16 protein-coding genes are annotated in these 24,035 nt (G+C 41.6%); 8 read left to right on the forward strand and 8 right to left on the reverse strand.

Annotated elements, in window-relative coordinates:
- The first annotated feature begins 492 nt into the window (after positions 1–492).
- The 6 genes from J2X69_RS22580 to J2X69_RS22605 all read left to right on the forward strand — a co-directional run bounded on the left by J2X69_RS22580 (position 493) and on the right by J2X69_RS22605 (position 7,276).
- On the forward strand, positions 493–1,770 hold the full coding sequence (locus J2X69_RS22580; RefSeq protein ID WP_310108426.1) for a sugar isomerase: 1,278 nt from the start codon (positions 493–495) through the stop codon (positions 1,768–1,770).
- A gap of 234 nt (positions 1,771–2,004) precedes the next feature.
- Positions 2,005–2,235, forward strand: coding sequence for an acyl carrier protein (locus tag J2X69_RS22585; protein WP_310108430.1), 231 nt, complete (start codon positions 2,005–2,007; stop codon positions 2,233–2,235).
- 252 nt (positions 2,236–2,487) lie between these two features.
- Positions 2,488–3,699: a hypothetical protein gene (locus J2X69_RS22590; RefSeq protein ID WP_310108432.1), complete on the forward strand. Its 1,212-nt coding sequence runs from the start codon at positions 2,488–2,490 to the stop codon at positions 3,697–3,699.
- A 137-nt stretch (positions 3,700–3,836) separates the two neighbouring features.
- The gene (locus tag J2X69_RS22595) at positions 3,837–4,418 is read left to right on the forward strand and encodes an RNA polymerase sigma-70 factor (RefSeq protein ID WP_310108435.1); all 582 of its coding nucleotides are present in this window, start codon (positions 3,837–3,839) and stop codon (positions 4,416–4,418) included.
- A 3-nt stretch (positions 4,419–4,421) separates the two neighbouring features.
- Positions 4,422–5,405: a FecR family protein gene (locus J2X69_RS22600; protein ID WP_310108437.1), complete on the forward strand. Its 984-nt coding sequence runs from the start codon at positions 4,422–4,424 to the stop codon at positions 5,403–5,405.
- Between the two features lie 152 nt (positions 5,406–5,557).
- Positions 5,558–7,276 carry a hypothetical protein gene (locus J2X69_RS22605; RefSeq protein WP_310108440.1) on the forward strand — a complete coding sequence of 573 codons (1,719 nt, stop codon included), beginning with the start codon at positions 5,558–5,560 and terminating at the stop codon, positions 7,274–7,276.
- 453 nt (positions 7,277–7,729) lie between these two features.
- On the opposite strand, the gene J2X69_RS22610 is transcribed toward J2X69_RS22605, so the two are convergent.
- A complete protein-coding gene (locus J2X69_RS22610) occupies positions 7,730–8,677 on the reverse strand; it encodes a DUF4097 family beta strand repeat-containing protein (RefSeq protein WP_310108443.1) in 948 nt (315 codons plus the stop codon).
- Between the two features lie 400 nt (positions 8,678–9,077).
- Positions 9,078–9,650 (reverse strand): hypothetical protein, encoded by a 573-nt coding sequence (locus J2X69_RS22615; protein WP_310108445.1) that lies wholly within the window; start codon positions 9,648–9,650, stop codon positions 9,078–9,080.
- A 132-nt stretch (positions 9,651–9,782) separates the two neighbouring features.
- Here J2X69_RS22615 and J2X69_RS22620 point away from each other — a divergent pair, with 132 nt between their 5' ends.
- Positions 9,783–10,847, forward strand: coding sequence for an alpha/beta fold hydrolase (locus J2X69_RS22620; RefSeq protein ID WP_310108448.1), 1,065 nt, complete (start codon positions 9,783–9,785; stop codon positions 10,845–10,847).
- 315 nt (positions 10,848–11,162) lie between these two features.
- The gene (locus J2X69_RS22625) at positions 11,163–13,208 is read left to right on the forward strand and encodes a glutamine--tRNA ligase/YqeY domain fusion protein (RefSeq protein WP_310108452.1); all 2,046 of its coding nucleotides are present in this window, start codon (positions 11,163–11,165) and stop codon (positions 13,206–13,208) included.
- A 190-nt stretch (positions 13,209–13,398) separates the two neighbouring features.
- On the opposite strand, the gene J2X69_RS22630 is transcribed toward J2X69_RS22625, so the two are convergent.
- From J2X69_RS22630 to J2X69_RS22655, 6 genes are all read right to left on the reverse strand, one after another.
- Positions 13,399–14,622 carry an outer membrane beta-barrel protein gene (locus J2X69_RS22630; RefSeq protein ID WP_310108454.1) on the reverse strand — a complete coding sequence of 408 codons (1,224 nt, stop codon included), beginning with the start codon at positions 14,620–14,622 and terminating at the stop codon, positions 13,399–13,401.
- A gap of 145 nt (positions 14,623–14,767) precedes the next feature.
- Positions 14,768–15,106, reverse strand: a complete 339-nt coding sequence (locus J2X69_RS22635) for a type II toxin-antitoxin system PemK/MazF family toxin (protein ID WP_310108456.1) — start codon at positions 15,104–15,106, stop codon at positions 14,768–14,770.
- Positions 15,103–15,393 carry an AbrB/MazE/SpoVT family DNA-binding domain-containing protein gene (locus tag J2X69_RS22640; RefSeq protein ID WP_310108459.1) on the reverse strand — a complete coding sequence of 97 codons (291 nt, stop codon included), beginning with the start codon at positions 15,391–15,393 and terminating at the stop codon, positions 15,103–15,105. Before J2X69_RS22640 ends, J2X69_RS22635 begins: the two co-directional genes overlap by 4 nt.
- Positions 15,394–15,611: 218 nt before the next feature.
- A complete protein-coding gene (locus J2X69_RS22645; RefSeq protein ID WP_310108462.1) occupies positions 15,612–18,431 on the reverse strand; it encodes a pitrilysin family protein in 2,820 nt (939 codons plus the stop codon).
- A 122-nt stretch (positions 18,432–18,553) separates the two neighbouring features.
- A complete protein-coding gene (locus J2X69_RS22650) occupies positions 18,554–18,814 on the reverse strand; it encodes a hypothetical protein (protein ID WP_310108465.1) in 261 nt (86 codons plus the stop codon).
- Between the two features lie 573 nt (positions 18,815–19,387).
- On the reverse strand, positions 19,388–23,953 hold the full coding sequence (locus tag J2X69_RS22655; RefSeq protein ID WP_310108466.1) for a molybdopterin cofactor-binding domain-containing protein: 4,566 nt from the start codon (positions 23,951–23,953) through the stop codon (positions 19,388–19,390).
- Positions 23,954–24,035 lie beyond the last annotated feature (82 nt).

Here is a 24,035-nt window from a genome sequence, read left to right on the forward strand (position 1 = left end):
ACAAGCTCAACCGTAGATATTTTGGGGAAAGACTCTTTGACCGACTGATAATTGCGGGAATTCAACCCTACTGGCAAAGTAGCGGATAATCATATTAAAAAATGTGATTATCCGTAATGATGCCGGTACCCCTATTCTCTTTGCTTTACTGGACGGAAGACCGAAGACGGGTGACCGAAGTAACCTTGACGCTAGTGTTTTCCGAATCCTATTATGCTTTTATTGTTTTACTGGAAGAAAAGCGGATATACATATTAAAAAAAAATAAAGTCCTACTTCTGGATAAGCCAGGCATCTATCATTAAAGCCCAACTGCTAAGAATATTTATAATCAGTGACCTTTTCTGTGAAAATCTGCGGGAAACAACCAAAATATAGTTCAGCTTCTGGAGAAGCAGGACAACAACAGTCAGGACAACTCAATTTTGAATAACAACGTAACTGTGCCCTTTGTGTCACTCTCCGTGTCCTTAGCGGTTAAAAAATAAGCCTATGAAACTTACACCAGATCAAATACAAGATCAGAATTTATTAAAATTAAGTGAGCATGCCAGAAACTTTGAATTTCTGGCAGCAAGCCTGGACAGGAAAGGCTACAAGGTAGAAGAGCTGATTTCCAAACTTCAGCAATTGCAAATAGCCATCCCGAGTTGGGCGCTGGGAACCGGCGGAACCCGGTTTGGACGATTCTCAGGCGGTGGAGAACCGGCGACCTTGATTCAGAAAATTCAGGATGTTGGAATCCTTCATGCCCTTAATCAATCCAGCAATGCAGTTTCCCTTCATATACCATGGGATATACCCAATGATTACCAATCCATTAAAGAAAGTGCTTCAGAAGTAGGAATCGGCTTTGATGCCGTAAATTCAAATACGTTTCAAGACCAAGCCAATCAGGAAAATAGTTACAAATTCGGTTCCTTGGCCAATTCTGAATCCGCCGTTCGTGAGTTGGCTGTGGAGCACAATAAGCAGGTAATTGAGATTGGAGAGAAATTGGGTTCCAAAGCATTGACAGTCTGGTTGGCAGATGGAAGCAGTTTTCCCGGTCAGCATAGCCTCAGAAAATCTCTGGAAAACACGCATTTGTCTCTACAGGAAATCTACAAATTCGTGCCTGAAGACTGGAAGCTTCTTATAGAGTACAAACCCTATGAACCTTATTTCTACAGCACGGTCATACAGGATTGGGGAACTTCCTTTCTATTGGCAAATAAGCTGGGCAAAAAAGCATATACACTTGTGGATCTAGGTCACCATTTGCCCAATACAAATATAGAACAGATCGTGGCTACCCTGATGACAGAAGGAAAATTGGGCGGTTTTCATTTCAACGATTCCAAATATGGAGATGATGATCTGACCGTGGGCAGCATCAAGCCATACCAGTTATTTTTGATTTTTCAGGAGCTGGTGAAAGGTTTTGAGGAGACAAAAAATCCGCCACTTTCCTGGATGATCGATGCCAGCCATAATCTGAAGGATCCTATGGAAGACCTGATCCAATCCGTCCAGGCAATCAAGCTCGCTTATGTACAAGCTCTATTAGTGGACAGCAAATCTTTAGAAGCAGCACAGGAAATTCATGACGTGACGGGAGCCCAGGAAATTTTGCAGGATGCCTATAGGACAGATCTTCGTCCTTTGCTTGCCGAAGCCATTCGCAGATCAGGCGGCGCAATTGATCCAATTCAGGCGTTTAGAAAGCTTAAAGTAAGAGAATCACTGATCAATGAAAGAGGCTTAAAATCAGTAGCTTCAGGGTTGTAGTTTAATCAAATTCAAAAATTAACTTTTCCAAAGTTGGAAACTTTGGAAAAGTTACAAAGCTTGCTTGAACTGATATTTTAAGGTTCGAGGTATTTTTTCTTAATGAACTGTTCTTTGCGGCTCTCTGCGAAAACCTCTGTGTGCTTTGCGGTTTAATTTTACTTTTTTTCATCTCCAACTAAGGGTAATCCCAGCCACCGCTGTCATAAATACGACACCACAAAAAACGACAGAATGGGAAAATATAACCAACTCCGAAAAATCACCCAAGTTTTTGGCGAATACGGAATCGTATTGACCGGAGCACGAAAACACGACCACTTCATCTTCGACCTCCAAATGGATAAAATCTTCCTGAATGGATTGATTTTCGAGCTGGAGTATGCACTCAAAAAGGAACTCGATGACCATAAAATCATCCAAATCAGCGCCCCTTCACAATTGATTGCTCTGCTGCTTGATTGATCCTTTGCTAAAAAACATTCATGCAGTTGGCCTTCCGACCAATCGACGCGGCAGGTACAAATAGGAAAAAGCGGGAATTAAATCCAGCTTCTGGAGAAGCAGGATAACGCTCACCAAAAAGAGCCTGCAGGAATTAGAACTTTCTGCTATCTGAAGAGGCCGGCACAAACACAGCGTGGTAGATGAACTCTTTAATCTTCGCCAATCAGCGACCTTTTCTGCGGGAACTAAACACCTTTTACAAACAAATCAATGAAAACTTTAGAATTAAAAATCACCCTACTTTCATTCCTTTTCTTGGGAATAATTTCAATTTCTTACGCTCAGGAGAAAAGCCCTGCCCATTTGGGTTTATTTTATCCTGTTTCTACCCACGGAACGACAGCGGCTGATTATACCAACGACTTCAGCCTTCATTTACTCACGGGACTTTCCGGGGGAGAAACCGGCGCCGCGATCTATGGTTTGGCAGGTATAGTCAGAGGGGATCTTCAAGGCGCTCAGATTTCCGGTCTCTGGAACAATGTATCCGGAAAAGTAACCGGAGTCCAAGTGGCAGGCATCCTGAACCAAAGTGCTGACGCTACCAAATCCGTTCAAATAGCAGGAGTAGGCAATATAAACTTGGGAAATTCAGCTTTTCAGGCTTCGGGGATGTTCAATACAGCCAAAAATGTAACAGGAGGCCAATTCGTCGGAATCGCGAATGTAGCTGACAGTGTGTATGGTTTTCAGGTGGCCGGAATTGCCAATATCTCTAGATCTGTCAACGGACTTCAGGTAGCGGGCATTGCCAACATTTCACCCGAAATAGACGGGGTACAAGTAGGGGGAATTTCCTCCGTAGCCAAAAATGTGAAGGGCATGCAAATCTCCGGAATCTCAAATGTAGCTGATCAGGTGGACGGGATTCAGATCTCAGGACTGGTAAACCGGGCTAAAACTGTCAAAGGCATGCAAATCGGTCTGATCAATATAGCAGACAGCAGCGATCTCACCATAGGTTTGATCAACATCGTGAAAAACGGAGACAAAAGATTGGGACTTTCCATAGACGAAAACCTCAATTCCTTTCTTACTTTTCGCTCGGGCGGCAAGCGTTTGTATGGAATTTTTGGAGTGGGGACCAACTTTGAAGCAGCAGATTTGCCGTATGGATTTGAAGGAGGTTTGGGTTGGAATCTACTGGAAAGCAATAATTTTCGACTGGATGTGGAAGGTGTCAGCAAATACCTGACTGATTTTGAAGACAAGGAATTCTCCAAGTTCAGTTTCCAATTGCTCCCTGCACTGAAGATCTCCGAGCGTATTCATCTCTTCGCAGGGCCAAATCTTTCCTATATCCACTCAGATGATCTGGATAAAGTCAAGCACTCGGGATTGGTGATTTGGGATGAGAAATCCAGAAAGAACTACCAATCAGTTGTTCTGGGATTCACTGCAGGTCTGAATGTGAGGTTCTAAGACGGGAGACTGAAGACAGAAGACTAATTCTCCCGTCTACCGTCTTCGGTCTTCCAGCTTTTTCATAATTTTACCAAAGGCACTAAGGGTAAGACCGGCTCAGCTTGTCCTATCAATGAAGCATCCAAAAATCGCAGGTGACAGAAGAACTACCACAGCCGTCAAATACACTTACACTCGTCGATGAACAGGCATTTGAAACCGTGTTCAAAACTTACTTTAAGCCTTTGCATGCGTATGCCTCGGCTATACTGAAAGAGTCCGAAGCTGCCGAGGAAATCGTTCAGAGTGTATTTCTAAAACTTTGGGAAAAGCGGGAATCTCTTGAAATAAACAGCTCCATAAAAGCTTATCTCTACCGGGCTGTGTATCATGACAGTCTGAACTACATCAACCATCAGAAAGTGAAACGAAAGCATTGGGAACATGCGCATTACGAAATGACTCAGGGAAAACCTGAGCAGATCGGCGAGCAGATCAGAGGTCAAGAAAATGAGTTGCATGAGCGGTTTCAATTGGCGCTGGAAAAACTACCGGAAAAATGCCGAATGGTTTTTAATCTCAGCAGATTTGAGGAATTGAAATATCAGGAAATAGCCAATCGGCTTGGGATTTCGCTCAAAACTGTGGAAGCACATATGGGCAAAGCACTGAAAACACTCCGGGTAGAATTGGCCGAATTTCTTCCTTTGCTTTTACTATTTCTGATAAATCTATAAGCTATGGAAACCATAAACGAAGAAAAATTGATCAAATATTTGCTTCAGGAAAGCGATATAGAGGAATCCAAAGCTGTGCAGGAATGGATCGAAAGTGACCCTCAGAATAAAAAGCAATTTGAAGAAATAAAGTGGGTGTGGAACTCAGGCAAACTCTTGCTGGAAAAAAGCGACGTGGATGAGAATGAAGCCTGGGGGAAATTCATCAAACTAAGAGATGAGAAAACAACCGGTACACCCAAGCAAAATCAACGCTTTTTGTATGGCAGCCTTTTCAGATACGCCGCTGCCATCACCTTGCTTTTGGTATCCGCTTGGGTCTATTCTATTTTTCTTCCCCAGTCAGGAAGAGCTTATTTCAGCTCGATTGAACTTCAGTCAGAAAATCTTCCTATTGAGATTCCTCTGCTGGATGGCACTAGAGTCACTTTGAATAAAAATACAAGTTTGTACTACTCGCAGAAGCTTTTTGGCAAGGAAAGAAAAGTGAGGATGGAAGGTGGAGAAGCGTTTTTTGACGTGAAAAGAAATGAGCAGAAACCCTTTATAATTCAAGCTGAGAAAGTTCAGATTACCGTTTTGGGAACTAGCTTTCATGTCAAAAATGCAGGGAACATCACTGAAGTAATTGTAATCACAGGTTCTGTACAAGTCGAAATCAATGGGAATAAAGAACTGCTTATGCCGGACGAAAAGCTTTCGGTAAATCAACAAACAGGCGTTATGGAAAAGAGTAGTCCTGAGAATACCCTTTACGATTACTATGTAAGCAAAAAATTCCAGGCCAATAGGATTCCACTGCAAGACTTGGTAGCTATATTGAATGAGGCCTATGACGCTGACATTGTGATCGAAAGAGAAGAACTCAAGGACTTGCCTATTACCACTACATTGGAGTATAAATCGCTCAGTAAGAACTTGGATGTGATCAGGGAAACCTTGAATTTGAAAATCTCCCAACGTGATCAAACCATCATCATCGAGTAGTCAGTAGCATTCTTTAAAATAAAGGGCTATGGTTGAAAAAATCATAGTCCTTACTTTATTAAATTCACTCAATTTTCAGGTTTTTTATTACTTCAATCCAAATGTTGCACACCAAAGCATTTTTTCGGCGCTCTCTCCTACTTTTCCTATTTTTGATCAATTCTTTCGGAGGATTTTCTCAGATGATGCTGGAAAAAAAAGTTGAGATTCAACAAACTGAAGGCCTCAGTCTGCGTCAAATGCTGGATACACTTTCCGCCAGGAATAATTTTTACTTTTCTTACGAGAGCACTCTTCCTCCTCTGAACAATGAGTTAAAAGCCCGGCAATTTTCAGGTACAATGGGTGATTTTCTTATGCAGGAACTTGGGGATGCCTATGAATACAAGGAATTGCCGGGCTATATCATCATACGCTATGCCCCCGAAAAACTTGATCTGGATGCTGAAATGGATACCCGATTCAAAACGGTAACCGTCAAAGGCTATATAAAAAATGTCCGCACAAATGAAGGAGTAAGTCAGGCAAGTATTTATGACAGAAACAGTCTTGCTTCCACCCTAACTAATGATAAAGGATATTTCAAACTGAAATACAAAAAATCGGACTCGTCAATTTGGCTCACACTAAGCAAGGAGAATTATAGAGATACTACCTTTTTCCTTTTGCCCACTGTAAGCATAGTTTCCGAAAAGGAAAACCGTCTGTTTCGATACCTACCCGGAGACAGTACTACCAGGGAATTGGAAGACAGTTTTTTGGGAAGAATGTTTATTGGTTTCAGACAACGGCTTCAGGGAATGAATGTGGGAAGTTTCTTTGCAGAAAGTCCATTTCAAATGTCTCTAACTCCCGGACTCAGTTCCAAAGGCATGTTTAGCAGCCAAACAATCAGCAATTTCTCCTTGAATTTAATCGGTGGATATACTGCGGGAATTGAGGGATTTGAAGCTGCCGGAATTTTCAACATCAATAAAAGAGATGTCAAATATGTACAGTTTGCCGGAATATTTAACATGGTCGGTGGAAGCTCCAAAGGTCTTCAGGTGGGCGGAATTTATAATTCAGTGTACAAAAATGTAAATGGATTACAAGTCGGTGGAGTATACAATCATGTACAGGGGAATGTAGCAGGACTACAAATCGGAGGAATTGTCAATAGGGTGAATAACGATGCCGATGTACAGATAGCCGGAATAGTAAACCATGCAAAGCAGTCAAACCACTTTCAGCTAGCCGGCATTGCCAATCACACCTCCAAATCAGCTGGATTCCAATGGGCCGGAATTTCCAACTTAGCGGGTGATACAGTAAATCATCAACTATCCGGGATCATCAACCGGGCTAAAAAAGTCAATGGCTTTCAATTTGCGTTGATTAATATTGCCCAAGAAAATGATTATGCCATTGGCTTTCTGAACTTTATTAGAAATGGAGAAATAAATCTCTCTGCAGCCATTGATGAATCAAGCTTCACACATCTGACTTTACGCTCCGGAGGAAGAAAAATGTACGGTATTCTGGGGGTTGCTTACAGTCTCCGAGCTATTGATACACCGGTTGGGCTGGCGGCAGGATTGGGGATACACTTGCTTCCTAAAAACAACTTTTCTCTAGATACTGAATTTATAAGTCTTACTACCAGTGATTTCAAAGAAGTAACAAATCAAATCCAATCTTTCCACCTCTTCCCCGGCTACCGGTTTGGCAACCATCTTCGAGTTTTCGCCGGACCAAGCCTGAATTTCGCTGTATTGGATCCGGGACAGAATGACATCACCGGTGGCTGGAATATTTACGAAAGAACTACTTCTACAGGCATCTATCGTAGTTTTGGAGGAGTGACCGGTGGATTACAGGTTGTTTTTTAGGCATTCTATGAAAGTGAATAGCTTCTGGTTCAAGACTTCAGTCTCGAACCTATATCAATGCAGTCTTCAGACTGCCCTGCCAGACATTCATTGATGTGAACTTCCACCAGTGTCGTGTCAAGCCTAAACCAACGGGTAATCAGGGGTGTCTTTTGCTCTATCTCTGCGTTACAAAAAGCCTCAAATAGCTACGGCTATGCTCGTTTTTTGTGCCTTGATCTAGTCCAAAATACCCTACCGCCTTACCCGTCATTTAAGCATTGACATGACACTAGGGGAATGAGAGTATATATCAGATCCGGCTTCCGGAAAAGCAGGATAACATAGGGCAGAAAAATAAGTTTAAGTGTAGAAAAACACTAAACTGTGGCCTCCGAGTAAATTTCCGTGCTCCCTGTGGTTAAACTAAAAAAACCCGGCCTAAGCCGGGTTTGGGGTGATGTAAACAACTTTTTACATATTCCTTATTTGGATGTTGCCACTGGAGACAACACCTGACACGGTATAAGGAGAACCGTTATCGATCTTCAATGACCCGGAAGAAGTGCTTCCCCCTACTCGAAGATTTCCGCTGGATGATTTCAAATCAAAGTTGAAATCATTCAAATCGGAGTCTGTCTTTATATCAAAATTCCCTGATGCTCCTTCAAATCGTGTATTAGCTCCCAAGTAAGAAGCATCTACCTTATAATTTCCTGAAGAAATTTTCAGTTTACCAATCTCTTGAACGTTATTCAACGATCCGTTTCCGGAATTCAAGGAACTGTTTACTTTCCCATTAATCTGACTGAAATCAAAATTTCCGCTAGATCCCACTGCGGTTATATCTCCTTCCACATACGAGAAAGTTGCGTTACCGGAAGAGATCTCCAGCTCTACATCACCTACTAAATATGATGCAATAATCTTACCCGAGCTTAGCTCCAAATCAAGACGTGGAGCACTTATATGAGACAACTCCAGATTACCGGATCCACCGTCAAATTGAAACTCCTGCGAAGAAACATTGTTTATCAAAATATTTCCTGACCCCGCTTCCAAATCGATATTCATCGACTTGGGCCCCGAAAGATTGAGATAACCACGGTTGTTGCCGGAGCCAATACCGCTCCTTTTCACTTCGATAATTAGCTTATTCCGATCCACTCGATACTCAATAGAATAATTTCCCCTTCTGCTCGACTCCAAGGATCCCAGAAGATATACAGATTGGGAGTTCTCATTTCCCTGATAAGTCACATCAAGGAATGAGGATTCGATCTCGATGGAGGTAATCCCCGAAAATTCCTCATTAATGGACTGTACCAACTCAAGATCCGAGTCGCAAGATGTCAAAGAAGCAATACCTAAGCAAAACGCAGATAAAGCAAGTAATCGAAATTTAATTCGTTTCAATTTCATAAACAGATAGTTTTAAAGAATAAACTGTTGATTTACAATACTAACTAGTCTGCTTGCATACAAATGTACGTGGATTTCAATGAATCTGTTTCCCGAGTATGGATTACTTGATCTAGATCAATCTGAAATGGAAAAGCATATTCAGGAATGGAGTGGAAATGAAAGAATCATTTCTACCACCATTCTCAACTGCAATGCTTAATAATTCAGGATTTCTTCGTTTTCCTTCAACTGAGAAACATTTTCAAATCATCTTTAGCAGATAAAGCATAGACAGTTTACTTTGTATTTACCCTTAGTGGAAAACCAAAAATAGCACCGAGTAGAAACCCGGTGCTATCTAAAATTATACGTTAAGATTGAAACGTCAATGAAGGACTGTCATACTGACGTCCTTTTATCAAAAAGCATAACCAAATCCCATCCCGGCAAATAAAGGCCAGAATCCATTGTTGTTGAAAATGGGATTTAAGTTCACTTTCCACATAAAACCACCGTCAGTAGGCATTCTTCTGTAGCCAAAATTCAAAACTCCCATGACGGATGGAGACCCGTCTATATCCAATATGAAACTAGTTTCGGAATTGCTTCCTGAGACGGGATTGCAGATATAATTGCCATTATGATCGTAATAGCAGTTATCATAGTAGTAATTATCATTTTTAAAAGCGATAAAAGTAGCTCCCAAACCCATTTCAAAGAAGTGATTTCCCTTACCGTATAATTTATTTATCATTACGGGAAGGGAGTAGAAAGAATCCCCGTCTATTGCATAACCTCCAAAACCGACTCTCATACCCCAAGAATCACGTTTTGATTTGTCGAAGCGGAAATCATAATTGAAACTATACGGAAGGCCTGCCCCTCCCAGCTCTATAAAAACAGTTTGAGTTGCCGGTCTGGTCTCTGCTTCCTGAGCCATCACTAACTGGCAACTTAGTAACAAAAGAAATCCAAGTATTACTCGCTTCATATAATTTAGTTTAAGATTATTTAATACCAAATAACGCATTTCGATTTAATTAGATGGTTAGATTTGATTAAATTTTACTGATTATCGGTTTTTTAAAATCACTGTCACCTATTCTTTTAACCAAATGATACTATGCTAAGAAAAATACTACTGGGCATTTTTGCCGCAGCCATGGTGCTTGCCATTGTCTATATGCTGGGTCCTAAGGTGAAGAACCAGGAATTAGTAATTGAATTTCCCGACGTACCTACCCGTCTGGCCGAATTACGAAGTTATATAGATCAAAGAGAAGATACTGTCGTAGGACTAAAACCGGGAAACGAAGCCTATATTGTATGGGCAGATAGCCTAAACAAGCGCAAGACGCCCTATTCTATTGTTTATATCCATGGATTTGGTGCCAGTCCCATGGAGGGAGACCCTGTTCACAGATTCCTTGCCTCCCACTTCGGTGCCAATCTCTTTGTGACCCGACTTCCTGATCATGGCATAAAAAGAGATAATGGGCTGGAATACATGAGTCCACAGGCGTTGGCCAATGCTGCCGGAGAAGCATATCAAATCGGGAAAAGTCTGGGAGATGAGGTAATTGTGGTTGGCACATCGATGGGCGGAGCATTGACCTTACTTTTGGCTAGCCAGCAGCCGGATATCAAAGCCGTAGTCGTCTATTCTCCGGCCATTAGAGATTATGGAGAGAAGCTTTCTGCATTCTTCAATCCTTGGGCAGAAAAATTAATGGAAATGACTATGATGAAGAAGAAAATGATCCATCAGGTTCGGGAAGGTGAAAAAGCCATGTACTGGTCAGAAGACTACCATATCAATGGCTATGAAAGCCTTGCGGTCCTTATGTATAGCAACATGAATGAAAATACATTCAAAAAAATAAAACAACCCTTATTCTTGGGTTACTATTATAAGGACAATGAAGCCCAAGACTTGGTGGTATCGGTACCTAAGATGAAGGAAATGTTTGAAGAGATTTCTACTCCGGAGCCACTAAAGCGGGAAAAGGCATTCGCAAACTCCGGCGATCATGTGATCGGAAGTTCTATTACCTCAGGAGACTGGGAAGGCGTACTTTTCAGTACAATCGATTTTCTGGAAAATGTAGTTAAAATCCCTGCAAAGCCTGAATTTCAGGAAAAAGTGGATGAACTTATGCAACTGCAAGAATCTACCGGAGTAGAGTAATACCTCAGGAACTATATATCCATTGAAGAGACAGGCGAATATCCTTGAAATATAGAGTCGTTAAAAATTATCCCTCAGTTCTATCCCATACGGTTTCTGAGATTTCCCGGTGGAAAACTTAACAGGTAATCATAATAAGAAAGTCAAAACGCTGGGGATCTTTAGAAACCTCGTCCGTTGCCAGACCATATCTGGCACGGGAACAATTTTCTATTTCCCAACCTGACAAGACCACAATCATCAAACCCTAATCACTTGCCTTCTTTAGTTGCTTTTCAAGCCATTTGACTTAATTTTGATTTTCAATTTTGATCTATGACTGAAGAATCCGCATCACTTAATTTTATCGAACAAATCATTGCTGATGATTTGGCCGCAGGCTTTTCTCCGGACAAACTTCGCTTTCGTTTTCCTCCTGAGCCGAACGGCTACTTACATATTGGCCATGCCGCATCCATTTGCCTCAATTTTGGCTTGGGTGAGCAACATAATGCACCTGTCAACCTTCGCTTTGATGATACCAATCCCAGCAAAGAGGAACAGGAATATGTGGACGCTATCAAAAACGACATTCAATGGCTTGGTTTCACCTGGGCTCAGGAATGTTATTCTTCCGATTATTTCAAGCAAATGTATGATTGGGCAGTTCAACTGATCAAAGAAGGAAAGGCTTATGTAGATGAGCAATCTGCAGAAGCTATGGCCGTGCAAAAAGGTACTCCTACAACTCCCGGAGTGGCTGGCCCCTACCGTGATCGATCTGTGGAAGAAAACTTGGATCTATTCGAGCGGATGAAAGCCGGGGAATTTGAGCAGGGAAGCTACGTGCTTCGTGCCAAAATCGATATGGCTTCTCCAAATATGCTGATGCGTGATCCTATTCTGTATAGAATTGTGAGAAAAGCACACCATCGTACCGGAACTGATTGGTGCATCTACCCTATGTACGACTGGGCTCATGGAGAATCGGATTACATCGAGCAGATTTCACATTCCCTTTGTACGCTGGAGTTCAAAATGCATAGGGAATTATACGATTGGTTTCTGGACCAAATCTATGATCCCGCCAAGTTGAGACCGAAGCAGCGGGAATTTGCCCGTAGAAACCTTAGCTATACGGTGATGAGTAAGCGAAAGCTACTCGAACTCGTACAGAGCAAAACCGTGACAGGCTGGGATGATCCGCGCATGCCGACCATTTCCGGTCTACGAAGAAGAGGTTATACACCGGAATCCATCCGCAAATTCTCTGATCTCTCAGGGATCTCCAAGCGTGATAGTGTGACGGACGTTTCTTTATTGGAATATTGCATCCGTGAGGATTTGAATAAAACCGCAACCCGCGTGATGGCGGTTTTGGATCCGGTGAAATTGGTGATTACCAATTACCCGAAAGGAAAAACAGAACTCCTCGATGCCGAAAATAATCCTGAAGACCCGAATTCGGGGACTCATGAATTACCGTTTTCGGGAGAACTCTACATCGAGCGCGAAGATTTCAAAGAAGAAGCAGGCAATAAGTTCTTCCGCCTGACTCTGGGAAATGAAGTTCGGCTGAAAAGCGCTTACATCATCAAAGGTGAATCTCTGGTAAAAGATGCTGCAGGAAATATTATTGAAATCCACTGTACTGCAGATTTGGATTCCAGATCCGGAACCGGAACTGAAGCCAGCACCAGAAAAGTAAAAGGAACGCTTCACTGGGTTTCTATACAGCATGCCATCAAAGCGGAAGTACGGGAGTATGACCGACTTTTCTTGGACGAAGCGCCTGACAGTCACGAGGACAAGAACTTTATGGAATTTGTCAACCCTAATTCACTAAATGTGATCAAAGAGGCATACCTGGAGCCCTATCTGAAAGAAGCCAAAACAGGCGATAAGTTCCAGTTTCAACGTCTGGGTTACTTCACTGTAGATAAGGATTCTACTGCCGACAAACTTGTATTTAATAAGACCGTAGGTTTGCGTGATTCCTGGGCCAAGCAACAACCTGCTCCGGCTGCGCAGAACAATCAGCCTGCGAAGCAAGCAAATCAAGGAGGAGGACAGCCTCAAGGCCAACGATCTGCTTTGAATGAAATTCAGAAAATAGCCAAGAAATACACCAATCTGTCGGGCGATAAACTTGCAGCCGCCAGAGCTGATATAGCTCGCTTGGCTGAAGAGGTAACTTATGAGGAACTGGAACCACTATTCCAAACCGCGGCCAAAAAAGTGGGCACCCGCATCGGGGCTATGATCGCCTTGGGAGTACTGCTGAACAAAGGTCAAGAGAGGAATCCGGAGATCGATGCTTTTATTGAAGCTGGACTTGCGGATGAGAATGAGCTGTTAGCTGAAGAAGCTAGGGGTATTTAGTCGCAGTAGGCAGTCGCAGTTTACAGTCTCAGCTATTACACTGAGTATCTGCCTCCCGTGAGGATGGAGTCGTAGGTCAGTTCTACAGAATAAAAAAGTCGCCCGCTTGCAATTGTAGCGGGCGACTTTTTTGAGTTAAAATTACTTAGGATTCAGAGCATTGGCAGGTGATCATGTGTTATCAGTTGTTTTAAAACACCGAGAATCCCAAAATCATAGAAAGTGTTTTATAATCTGAGTCCCAATAAAGATAGTCACCTAGAATTTCGCGACTGGTTTGATATCTCATACCTATACTATATTTATGATTGTACTTATAGCCAATCCCTAAGCCTAAGTTTCTTCTTGACTTCAATTCTAATGAATTTAGCATAGAACCATCCATCCTTGTGAACTTAATTGATGAATTAGTACTAAAATCAAATACATAAGAAATATCTACAAAGATTTTTGATTTATCATTAATAAAGAAATAGTGCCTAACTCCTATAGGCAATTCGATTGATTGATAATTTACCTTTGAGACAAGAAACCCGCCTGAAACAATTTTTGTTTCGGTTGTTTTTTCAGTTTTATAATACTGATAAGTAGGCTCTACTATTATGCTCCATTTATTTTTATTAAAGGGTAAAACAAATTCAGATTCAATTCCAAATCTGAAACCAAGTTTTCCGTCAAAATCAACGTCTCTTGAATCTAGGGAAGAATTTTGTATTGCTAAGTTGCTATAATTTAAACCTGGTCTAAATGATAAATTAAATAGATCTTTCTTTTGATTCGATTCAAAATCTATATAGCTATCACCTTCACATTCATTATATTTTATAAATACTCCTTTTATATCTCTTTTAGTATATTTGAGATGCTCAATATCACTTAATGAAATATCCTGACATTTTAAGTCATTTAAAAGCTGCTGCTTGAAAGAATCATTTTGGAATAGTTTCTTATCATTTAAATATCGCTTATAAACCAATTGACTTATTTCAGAATCATTTAAACTATGGAAAAACCGTTTCAAGTTGCCCTCCTCGTATTGAAATAATGAGGCCTTACCTTCAATAAGCACTTTAAGAAATAACTGCTCTTCCTGAAAATTTGGATTTCTATCAGAACTCATCTTATCTACATCATCACTAGATCTATCTAATTTTACAGTAGCTCTAACATATTTAGAAACACCATTAATTCCAAATTCCTTTACAGTTTTAATAGATGCTTTTTGAGAAACTGCATCTTTGGATAGCATATATTCAAACTCAGTTGGATTGTTTTTCCAATCGATGTTTTTAATTAAACATACAATATTTTGGTTAGATTCATTAAGAAAATATCCATTTTCAAAAATAACTTGTGAAACAGATTTAACAGATAATATCAGCGATAACGCAAGAAATAATATTCGTTTACTCATAAAAGGTATAAGTATATATTTTTAAAGTATCATAGTTGTGCCACATAAAACAATATGAGTATCCGCTTAATTGTACGTATTAGAATTATGTCCGGTGCTAGCCTGCCCCCCTTGCCACCTTTTAGAAAAGGACCATCTTGTTATTTTATAAAAGATCCAATACTTTCATCAGTGCGAGTTTGACTTGGTTTAATTCCGCTTCAGACAGAATTCCTAGTCTTTTTACGAATCTTTCCTTGGAAATAGATTTTACCTGAAAGCAATCTGCTGCACTTTCTTTGGTCAATCCATTACCGGAATTTGGATAAAGTATAACATGCCAGTCTTTAACCGCTCTACCGGCATCAGTAATCGGAACAACCACCTTTAACTGAAGAACTCCCATACTATCGTGATTGACGATAACTGCAGGTCGCTTTTTATCTATTTCTTGACCAATTTTCGGAGCAAAATCGACTAACCAAACTTCTCCTTGCCTCATCATTCAATTATATCTAAGTCAATATCAGAGAGGTTGTTCTCAGACTTATTATAATAGGCAATGGTTTCAGGTTCATTGGCCTGTGACTCTATCCTCTCATACAGATCCAACTTATATTGACGTAGCTTATCTACGGCTTGTTGAAAGCTGCTTCCCTCATTTGCGGAACGGATTAGTATTCCTTCAGGCTTTTCTTCTAAAATCACCTCATCCAGACCATATTTTTTGATCAATTCAGCGGGAATAATCAAAGCCTTGCTGTTTCCAACTTTAGTCAGTGTCTTTACCATAACCAAATATAAATAATTGTACTAACATTGTTATAACGAAAAATCATCATTGATGTTTGTTTCCCATGAACTATTATTTAACTGTTAAACCTTTCCTATCAATAACTCCAACCTGCTGAACTAGTATTATCCGGGTGTTCTTAAACATCGAAAAGCTTTACTTTTCCCGGCTGACTAGCAAAAAAACCAATAACCTTCCATACACTTAAATTAGAAACCTAGTCTTTGTTGATCATCACAGGCTTTCCAAATCCCAGCTTTTCAAGTCCTTCCAATTGTGTTTTGGCGTCACCTACGATCAACCAAATCATCTTGTTTGGATCCAGATAGTTACCTGCCAGTTCCTGTACTCTTTCCACCGTCATCTCATTCACGATTCTCTCTCTATCCTTGACATAATCAGCATCCCAACCAAACTCACTGATGTTCTCCAGCATATTGAGCTTGGCACCTGCCGTTTCGAAAGCTCTCGCATTACTTTTGATCATAAAGCTCTGGGTGGTTTCCAAGTCTTCCTGCGTATAGGTTTCCGAATAGTCCGAAAGAATATCCTTGATCAACTGAGCCGATTCATACGTTACATTGCTGCGAACGCCACTGCTGATGCTGAAAGGCCCGGCTACTTTTCCACCTGAGAAGTAAGATCTGATCCCATAGGTATATCCTTTGCCTTCCCGCAATTCTTGGGTAAGCCGGGAGGCAAAACCTCCCCCTCCCAAAATGTAATTCATCACCACAGCAGGATAATAGTCAGGATCAGTAGAAGTCAGTGCGGGATAGCCAAACTGTAGCATGGACTGTTTTGAATCAGGAATATCATAAAAATATACTTTTGCCGCTTCAGCCCTGGCCGGTGCTTCATAAGCAGGAACAATCACTTCTTTACTTTTCCAAGCACTTGTCAAATCCTTCAATGATGCGATAATGTCGGCTTTTCCCAAATCTCCTACCACATGCATCCGGGTGACAGACGGGGATATGAACTTGTCGTAATACATCTTCAGATCATCTATGGTAATTTCTTCCACAGATTCAATACTTCCCAATATATTTTGGGCACGGATATTCCCTTCTCCGTAGATCAACTTGTTGAATTCGTTTTGAGCCACCATGTTTGGACTGGCCTCCATTTGACGGATACGGCTGATGGTAGCTTGTTTTGCCAAGTCAAACTCAACGGTGTCCCAGCGCGGTTCTAGGATGATTTCATTGACTAAATCCATTACCGCATCGTAGTTTCTGCTCAATGTATTCACCCAAATGTTTGTACGCTCAGTACCGGCATATACTTCGATAGAGGCACCAAGCTGCTCTATGGCATCTTCGAGTTCGGCAGTAGTCTTATTTTTCGTGCCTTTCGTAAGCAGCTGAGCCAATAAATTAGCTACACCTACTTTTTTCGGATCATCCAGCAGTTGCCCACCTTCGATTACCATGGTAAATTGAACCAGAGGCACTTCATGATTCTCTATTCCATAGAGTTTCATTCCATTGGCGGTTGATTCCTCCCACACTTCCGGGATCTTCACTTCAGGTGATTTTCCGTACGGAGGTTCAACAGACCTGTCAAAGCTTGAAGGGACTTTTTCATAACTGGCCTGAATCGAAGCATCAAAACTTTCTTCAGCACCCTGGACAATTTGCTCTTCTACTACTTCGGCTTTCTCAGATCCTTCCAAGGCAGCAGTCAAATTTCCTTTGGGCACAAAGCTGGTAGCAATGTAATTTTTGTCTTTGATGTATTGGTGGTAAACACGCATCACGTCCTCAATGCTCACAGCCAAAACGTTTTGGATATCCTCATTGATGAAACCGGGATCATGGGCAAATATATTATACTGCGTCAGCTGAACACCTTTACCCAACACGCTGGAAAGTGCATTGTAGAAACGTGTTTCCTGTCCTGCCTTAATGCGGGCCAAATCTTTTTCAGATATACCTTCTTGTTCAAATTTTGCGAATGCCTCTTCGATTGCAGCTGCTACCTCATCCAAGTCTTTGTCGGCAAAAGCACGGACAGACAACTCCAATTGCCCTGCCAATTCTGAAGTACCGTTGTACATACTTATATTGGAAGTCAACTTTTTGTCATCAATCAATACCACATTAAGCGGAGCTTCTTTTCCGCCGGAAAGGTACGCTGCCAGTACATCCAGTGCATAGGAATCGCTGTGATACTGCTCTACCGTGGGCCAAGTCATCGTGAGCTCCGGAAGTCGTGCAAAGTTATCCTCATGATATAATTTCTTGGTAGCCTCCACTTTACCTGCTCTTGGTGTCAGTGGAACTATAGGATCTCCTGCGGGGATTTCATCAAAATACTTTTTTACCCACGTCTTAGCTTGTTCTGTATCGAAATCACCGGCAATGGTAAGCGTGACATTGTTGGGTACATACCAGCGTCTGAAGAACTCTTTTACATCTTCAAGGGTGGCGTTTTGAAGGTCATCCAATGAACCAATTACCTGCCAGTTGTAAGGATGATCTTGAGGGTAAAGATTTTTGTCAATCACATAAGAAGTATGCCCATACGGCTGGTTATCCACTCCCTGTCGCTTTTCATTTTTTACTACCTGCTTTTCTTTGGCCAAAACAGGATCAGTCACCGTATTGATAAACCAGCCCAGCTTGTCTGCCTCTGCCCAAATCATTTTTTCCAAAGCATCGTTTGGGACTGTTTGAAGGTAATTTGTGCGGTCTCGATTGGTAGAACCATTGGCACCCGAGCCTCCTATCCGTGCAGTCATTTTATCCAAACCACCTTTGCCAAGATTCTCAGATTCAAGGAATAAAAGATGCTCGAACAGATGCGCAAAGCCAGTTCTTCCCTCCTTTTCACGGGCGGATCCTACATGTGCGGTAAGTGATACGGCCACCACCGGATCGGAACGGTCAATATGAAAAATAACCTCCAGACCATTTTCTAATTTGAATTTGTCGAACTCCACATTAAACTCCTGTGGAACAGATTCCTTTTTTTTGTTGCAGCCCGCTGCAAGCATCACTAAAAGTACAAGAGAGGTAATTCTTTTAAGCATTGGCGTATGGTTTTCAGCCTTCTAAATAAAAGAATTATCCGTAGGAAGCAATTAATTATTGCTTTGATTGTATAATCCTGTAAAGCAAACATCACTTAACCGGATTGTTAACATCCTCACCATTAAGCTCCCAAGCTAACCCTACTCTCCGAATACAAATCATACACCGCGATCAGTGCTTCGGAACCCTTGGCATCCGGATATAGCTCATAGTTTTCTATCTCCTCACGGCTTTCCACATAGACAGGATTATACTTTTCATCGTAGACATTCCAGACAATCAGCATAAAATGGTAACTGATCTTACTGGCTCTGCCCTCTTCCAGCCAAGATTCAAAAAGCTCTTCTTTAATGGATTTGGGATAATCAGGTCCTTCGAACATGTAGCTTAAATATTTAAATGTTTTTAGGAAAAGAAATAGTGACTTTCCCAACACCAAAAATGAGGCTTTATGGACTTGAATCCCAATTTTTAATTCCTATAATTTAACTCAAGCATAGCGGATGTAAAATAGACTTTATCACGGGTCGATTTGGAAAACTATAGTAGACTGGTTTTCAATAAGTTGAATCCGAAATATACATTAGCAATTCTATTGCAGCCATTAATTGCTTCAAAATCAGCCATTACATTGCTGTTTTCGAGTTCACCATATCCGCCGCGGCGGACTCACTCTCCAAACAGTCTGATTTTCTTGCAATTAATGCCCTTCCCGATTAAAATCGGGACAGGCTATGACGAAACCTAATGCATAATCCGGGTTGAAAAAGAAAAACGAGGCTGTCTCATAAGTAGGCTTTTCTTGTCAGGCTGAGCAGCCAGTCTGCCGAAGGCATGAAAGTCGAAGCCTTTTATTCGCTAATTAAGCCCATTTCGACTTCCCGCCACAGCTAGGCAAGCTGCTCAATGCGACAATTATAAGTTATGAGACAGCCTCGTCAGATACGATGCAGAATTATTTATAATCCTTTTTTGTGACATCCAGTACCCTACTGACTTCCTGCACTGTGGCTGGAGCATCCAGTTTGAAAAATCCGGAAAGCCCTCTCTCCAAACGGGAAGCTCTGATCGCAGATTTTAAGGCAAAGAATACACTTGTCGCCAACACCAACGGAGGTTCTCCTACTTCTTTGGAGGAAAAGAGTCCATTTGGATTCTCAGGAACTTCCGAAGAATTGTCCCTTGGGTACAAATAAGTGTTCATTTCCAAAGGAATTGTAGTAATAGCCGGTGGCTTGTATCTCCAGGTATTCAGGGTATTCAGCCTTCCTTTCTCCTCTCCTTCCGGTTCGAAAACAAGCTTCTCCGTAAGAATATACCCTACTCCCTGCACAAATGCGCCCTCTACTTGACCTATATCTATTGCCGGATTGAGGCTCCAGCCCATATCGAAAACAATATCAGACCGGAGTATTTTTACTTCACCGGTGAGCACATCCACTTCTACTTCGGAACAGGCTGCTGAGAAGGTGAATCCTACAAAGGAATCTACACCGCCGGCGGTGGAATTTACATCTGCCAAATCTATTCCAGGAATAGCCTTGTTTTCTGAAACAGGTTTAAAAGTCATGGCAGGAATAGGAGTTGTTCCTCCGGGGATCGGCGCGGTAAAGGAGGCGATGAGATCAATTCTATTTTGATATGCCAGAGCCACTAAGTTCTGCCAGATCAGTTTTGGATATTGATCGATGTTTGGTCTTATGACAGAAGCGGACCAACCCTCCTTACCGTAGTTCCAGAAATCTATTCCCTGTGACTTGCACCATTCATCTCCATTGTCTTTTAATAGTTTATAGCCAAATTCGGTCATTCTCGACCGCATCTTTTCACAGGCTTGTTTTACAGCTTCTCCATTGTAAGCAGTACCTGTAGATCCCCCGGTACTGGTGGGATTTGGAATAGCTCTGGTATTAGGGCTGTGAATTTGGATGAGATCCATCGGAATATTCAGCACATAAGCAGCCACCTGCTCTACTTTTGTCATCATTCCCTGGCCCATATCCACGCCACCTTGATTGATGGAAACACTGCCATCTCCGGAATAGACCGAAACAATGGCTGCAGCTTGTTCTATCATGACCAGATTATAGCCCGAGCCATATTTCACAGGTACCATATAGATACCTCGTTTTTTCCATTTATTGTCTCTATTGAAGGCATCTACCCCTTTTAGGCGATTTTGGTAATCACTTTTCTCTTCCACATACTTCCAGACATCCCGCATGTAGCAGTAAGAAAGTGCCTGTCCAAAAGGTGTGACATCTCCCCTCATGTACATGTTTTTTCTCCTGAGTTCAGTCGGATCCATACCGATGGCGAAAGCCGCATCATCAATGGCGTTTTCCAAAATTAGCTTTCCCTGTACATCCCCAAATGCACGCATGGCTGTATTGGGGGCTTTATTGGTGCGGCAGACATCTAATTGGCTTTCAAAATTCTTGACATTGTATGCATTGTCTATCCTAAGCTGTACACAATTGCTGACGATATAGGAACAATCGTAGAAAGCTCCTCCATCCGCCCATAGTTTAAGGTGCAATCCCCTGATAATTCCCCTATCCTCTTTTCGAAGGTTCCCCTGATCCACTGCAATCTGATATTGCCCATAATACCCATGCCGCTTGCCGATCATAGCGGTGTCATGTTCCCGCTTCATGACCAGTCGAATCGGCCGGTTTAATTTGTGGGCAGCCACAGCTACAGGAGCAGCTACGAATTTTGCCTGTTCGGTTTTGCCTCCATATCCTCCTCCGAGTTGACGTATATCCACGTTTACTTTGTTATGTTCAGCCGCTAATGTGCTTGCCACAGTCTGATGCATCTCCATTGGACTTTGAGAAGAAGGATGAACCAAGATTTGATTATCATCTTCGGGGAAAGCGACACAAGCTTGGGTTTCCATATAGAAATGAACCTGTTCTCCTGAGATTTGGGTGTTTTCCACCACAATACATTTAGCTCCGTCTATTTTTTCATTTCGAAGGTTTGGTTTTTTCTCCAAGGGGTCTTTTTTCAGATTTGCCCAATAAAGCTCAGTTCCCGGTCTGGTTATTTTCCAGATATGGGATACAAATGATGCCGTACTGGGACAATCAGGAAAAATACTTCCCATTTTTATTGCATCATCTATGCTGATGATCGGTTCTAGCCATTGCTTGTTCCAAGAAGGAATTCCCTTGTTTACCCATTGGATAGGAGAATAAGCCAGACAATATTCTGAAGCATATTCAGCTATTTCAACCGCATCCTTTTCTGTATCGGCGATGACCATAGCGATCACTTGACCGGGATATAAGATACTATCCGTCGCAAAGAGAGGCTGATCTAAGCCCATCCCCTGCAAATTCATGCCTCCGACAGGGATATCCTGATGGGAAATCAGTTTAAAAAAGGAACTGAATTTTGAAGCCAAGAAATCTTCCAATTCCCCAATATCAATTTTATTGTTTGCTGTGGGGTCAACAAAATGAAAATTGGCAAGGGATCTTTTAGCTTGGATGAAAGCCGCATTTTTCCCAATAGGCGGAAGCTTTATCTCATGCGTATAATGCACCTGCCCCATTGCCTGATGAAAGGCCATCAGTTTGATATATGGCTGAGAAACAGGAGATTTAAATGATTGATTTACATAAAATTGAGACCCGTCACTTACATTCCAATTTCCCCAATCAATCTTCCCGGCTGACCGAATGTCTTTGGGAACCTGACTTCCGGATTTTTCCATCAAACTTCTGACAATAGCTTTGTAAATAAAGGATACAGTAAGGTTTACTTTATACTCATCCGTAAAACCTTCTGATGGAAGACCTTTCATTCTCCCGCTCATTTCCCAAACCTTTAATTCCTTGATTACTTCCCTTTTCAGTATTTCTGTCAGACGGGGTAAGAGTTCTAGACTGAGTTTTTTGCCTTTTAGCCATTGCTCACTGGTAGTCGCTCGCCAGGCTATAGGGGCAATTCCCCCATATACAATTTGTGCTTCCAAGACTTCTAGATCCTTAGAAAGCTCAATTCTCGTGCAATTATTTACAATAGAATGGGCATTCACTTCCCGTAAGGCTACTTTCTGTGCCAGAACAACTTCGTTTGTATTTCCAAATGGTAGGAAATAGCCTAAGATGACCAGATCATCGGCTATCTCCGGAGCTTTTAAAAGTTGACTGGCTAAAGCCGATACTTTTATCCGGAATTCCCGGCCTGATTTGACCCTCAAAAACCGAATTTCTGATTCTGTAGCAAGCAATGCGGTAAATAGATCAGAAGGAAAAGGTTCGCCACTTATAATATGCTTAAGAACCAACATCGTGTTACCGGCCAATGAAGCTGCATTCCGTACGATCATGCCCGCAGTCCGGTGACACATGAATTGCAAACTTCCTATTCTGGAAACAGGAGAATACTTCTCTTCTGAAATTAACTTATTCAGATATTTCAATAACTCTGAATAAGTAGTAGAAGCCCCCAGTACTATCCCATTTTCCATTTTCTTGATTCCGTAGAAATCCGGAATCAATTTAATGTCCACAAACAATTTCACTAAAGGAAATTCATTGGCATAAATGCCAAAAGATGTGTTACCCGATACTATTCTAGTGGTCTCAGGAGGGTTTTTCCTCAAAATGCTTTTCAACTCATCCAAAGTCTCGGGGCTTAGCCATTTTTTGTCCGAATTCAGAATAGATACCGGAGGTAAAGCCGCCTTTGCAGCATCCGGAAACGGGATGTTAATCGCATCATGAATCATTACTTCTTGGCATTTATCTTCCGTGATACATACCATTCGGTTGTTTTCGTCTCCCTTGTCCCAATCTGAGGCGAATGTCTTCATTCCAGTCAAAATTGACCGATATCCGGTACAGCGGCAGATATTTCCATCAAAAATTTCCTCTACTTCCTTTTTGGTTGGAGATGGGTTTTCGGAAAGGAATGCAGACATATTCATTACAAATCCCGTCGTACAATAGCCACATTGGGTACCGTTGTTAATTGCCAATCGATGGGCTACAGGATTAATTCCCTCATGGATATCCCTATGTTCCTCCTCAGAAAGGCATTTTACAGAAATCTCAGCATCTAAGCTTGATTGTAGTGTTTGAAAAGCTTTTTCAATTCGATGCTCACTTTTTTGAAGCAAAGCCCCTTTAGCCTCGTTCCATCCTGCAGGTGAGCTATCGAGTCTATTTGCCGCTCCTCTCGAAGCAGAAGGAGTAAAGGTCAGGTGTTTGTTTTCGGGCCTTTTGATCCCTCCGGTGCCCTCGATAGTTGTGATGGCCATGCCTCCAAGTGCACAAACCGGCCGTAAGCACGAATTTATTGACTTATGTTCAGCCAATTGTTTTTTCTCGTTCCAAGTGGACAAGATTACGGTACATGCACCACAACCGCCTTGCCCACAGCCTTTTTTAGCGCCTATCAATCCGACTTCATCAGATCTTAAATAGTCAAGCAATAATTGGTCTGTGGAAGGGTTTTCGATGATAACTTCTTTTCCGTTGAGAAAAAATGAAACAGTATTGTTCATGGTATAGCGTTTAAAATATAAGACTTAGAAAAAACATGATTGTATGTAGTTATAGTAATAAAAAGTTGGTTGAAATTCTTTT

It is taken from the genome of Algoriphagus sp. 4150 (assembly GCF_031457395.1).
In the GTDB taxonomy this organism is placed as follows: domain Bacteria; phylum Bacteroidota; class Bacteroidia; order Cytophagales; family Cyclobacteriaceae; genus Algoriphagus.

Excerpts from the sequence above, each read along its gene's own strand:
- J2X69_RS22580 (WP_310108426.1), top strand. The coding sequence starts at position 493 with ATGAAACTTACACCAGATCAAATACAAGATCAGAATTTATTAAAATTA.
- J2X69_RS22635 (WP_310108456.1), bottom strand. The coding sequence starts at position 15,106 with ATGATGAGGCAAGGAGAAGTTTGGTTAGTCGATTTTGCTCCGAAAATT.
- J2X69_RS22585 (WP_310108430.1), top strand. The coding sequence starts at position 2,005 with ATGGGAAAATATAACCAACTCCGAAAAATCACCCAAGTTTTTGGCGAA.
- J2X69_RS22620 (WP_310108448.1), top strand. The coding sequence starts at position 9,783 with ATGCTAAGAAAAATACTACTGGGCATTTTTGCCGCAGCCATGGTGCTT.
- J2X69_RS22630 (WP_310108454.1), bottom strand. The coding sequence starts at position 14,622 with ATGAGTAAACGAATATTATTTCTTGCGTTATCGCTGATATTATCTGTT.
- J2X69_RS22645 (WP_310108462.1), bottom strand. The coding sequence starts at position 18,431 with ATGCTTAAAAGAATTACCTCTCTTGTACTTTTAGTGATGCTTGCAGCG.
- J2X69_RS22625 (WP_310108452.1), top strand. The coding sequence starts at position 11,163 with ATGACTGAAGAATCCGCATCACTTAATTTTATCGAACAAATCATTGCT.
- J2X69_RS22590 (WP_310108432.1), top strand. The coding sequence starts at position 2,488 with ATGAAAACTTTAGAATTAAAAATCACCCTACTTTCATTCCTTTTCTTG.
- J2X69_RS22615 (WP_310108445.1), bottom strand. The coding sequence starts at position 9,650 with ATGAAGCGAGTAATACTTGGATTTCTTTTGTTACTAAGTTGCCAGTTA.
- J2X69_RS22600 (WP_310108437.1), top strand. The coding sequence starts at position 4,422 with ATGGAAACCATAAACGAAGAAAAATTGATCAAATATTTGCTTCAGGAA.
- J2X69_RS22610 (WP_310108443.1), bottom strand. The coding sequence starts at position 8,677 with ATGAAATTGAAACGAATTAAATTTCGATTACTTGCTTTATCTGCGTTT.
- J2X69_RS22655 (WP_310108466.1), bottom strand. The coding sequence starts at position 23,953 with ATGAACAATACTGTTTCATTTTTTCTCAACGGAAAAGAAGTTATCATC.
- J2X69_RS22640 (WP_310108459.1), bottom strand. The coding sequence starts at position 15,393 with ATGGTAAAGACACTGACTAAAGTTGGAAACAGCAAGGCTTTGATTATT.
- J2X69_RS22650 (WP_310108465.1), bottom strand. The coding sequence starts at position 18,814 with ATGTTCGAAGGACCTGATTATCCCAAATCCATTAAAGAAGAGCTTTTT.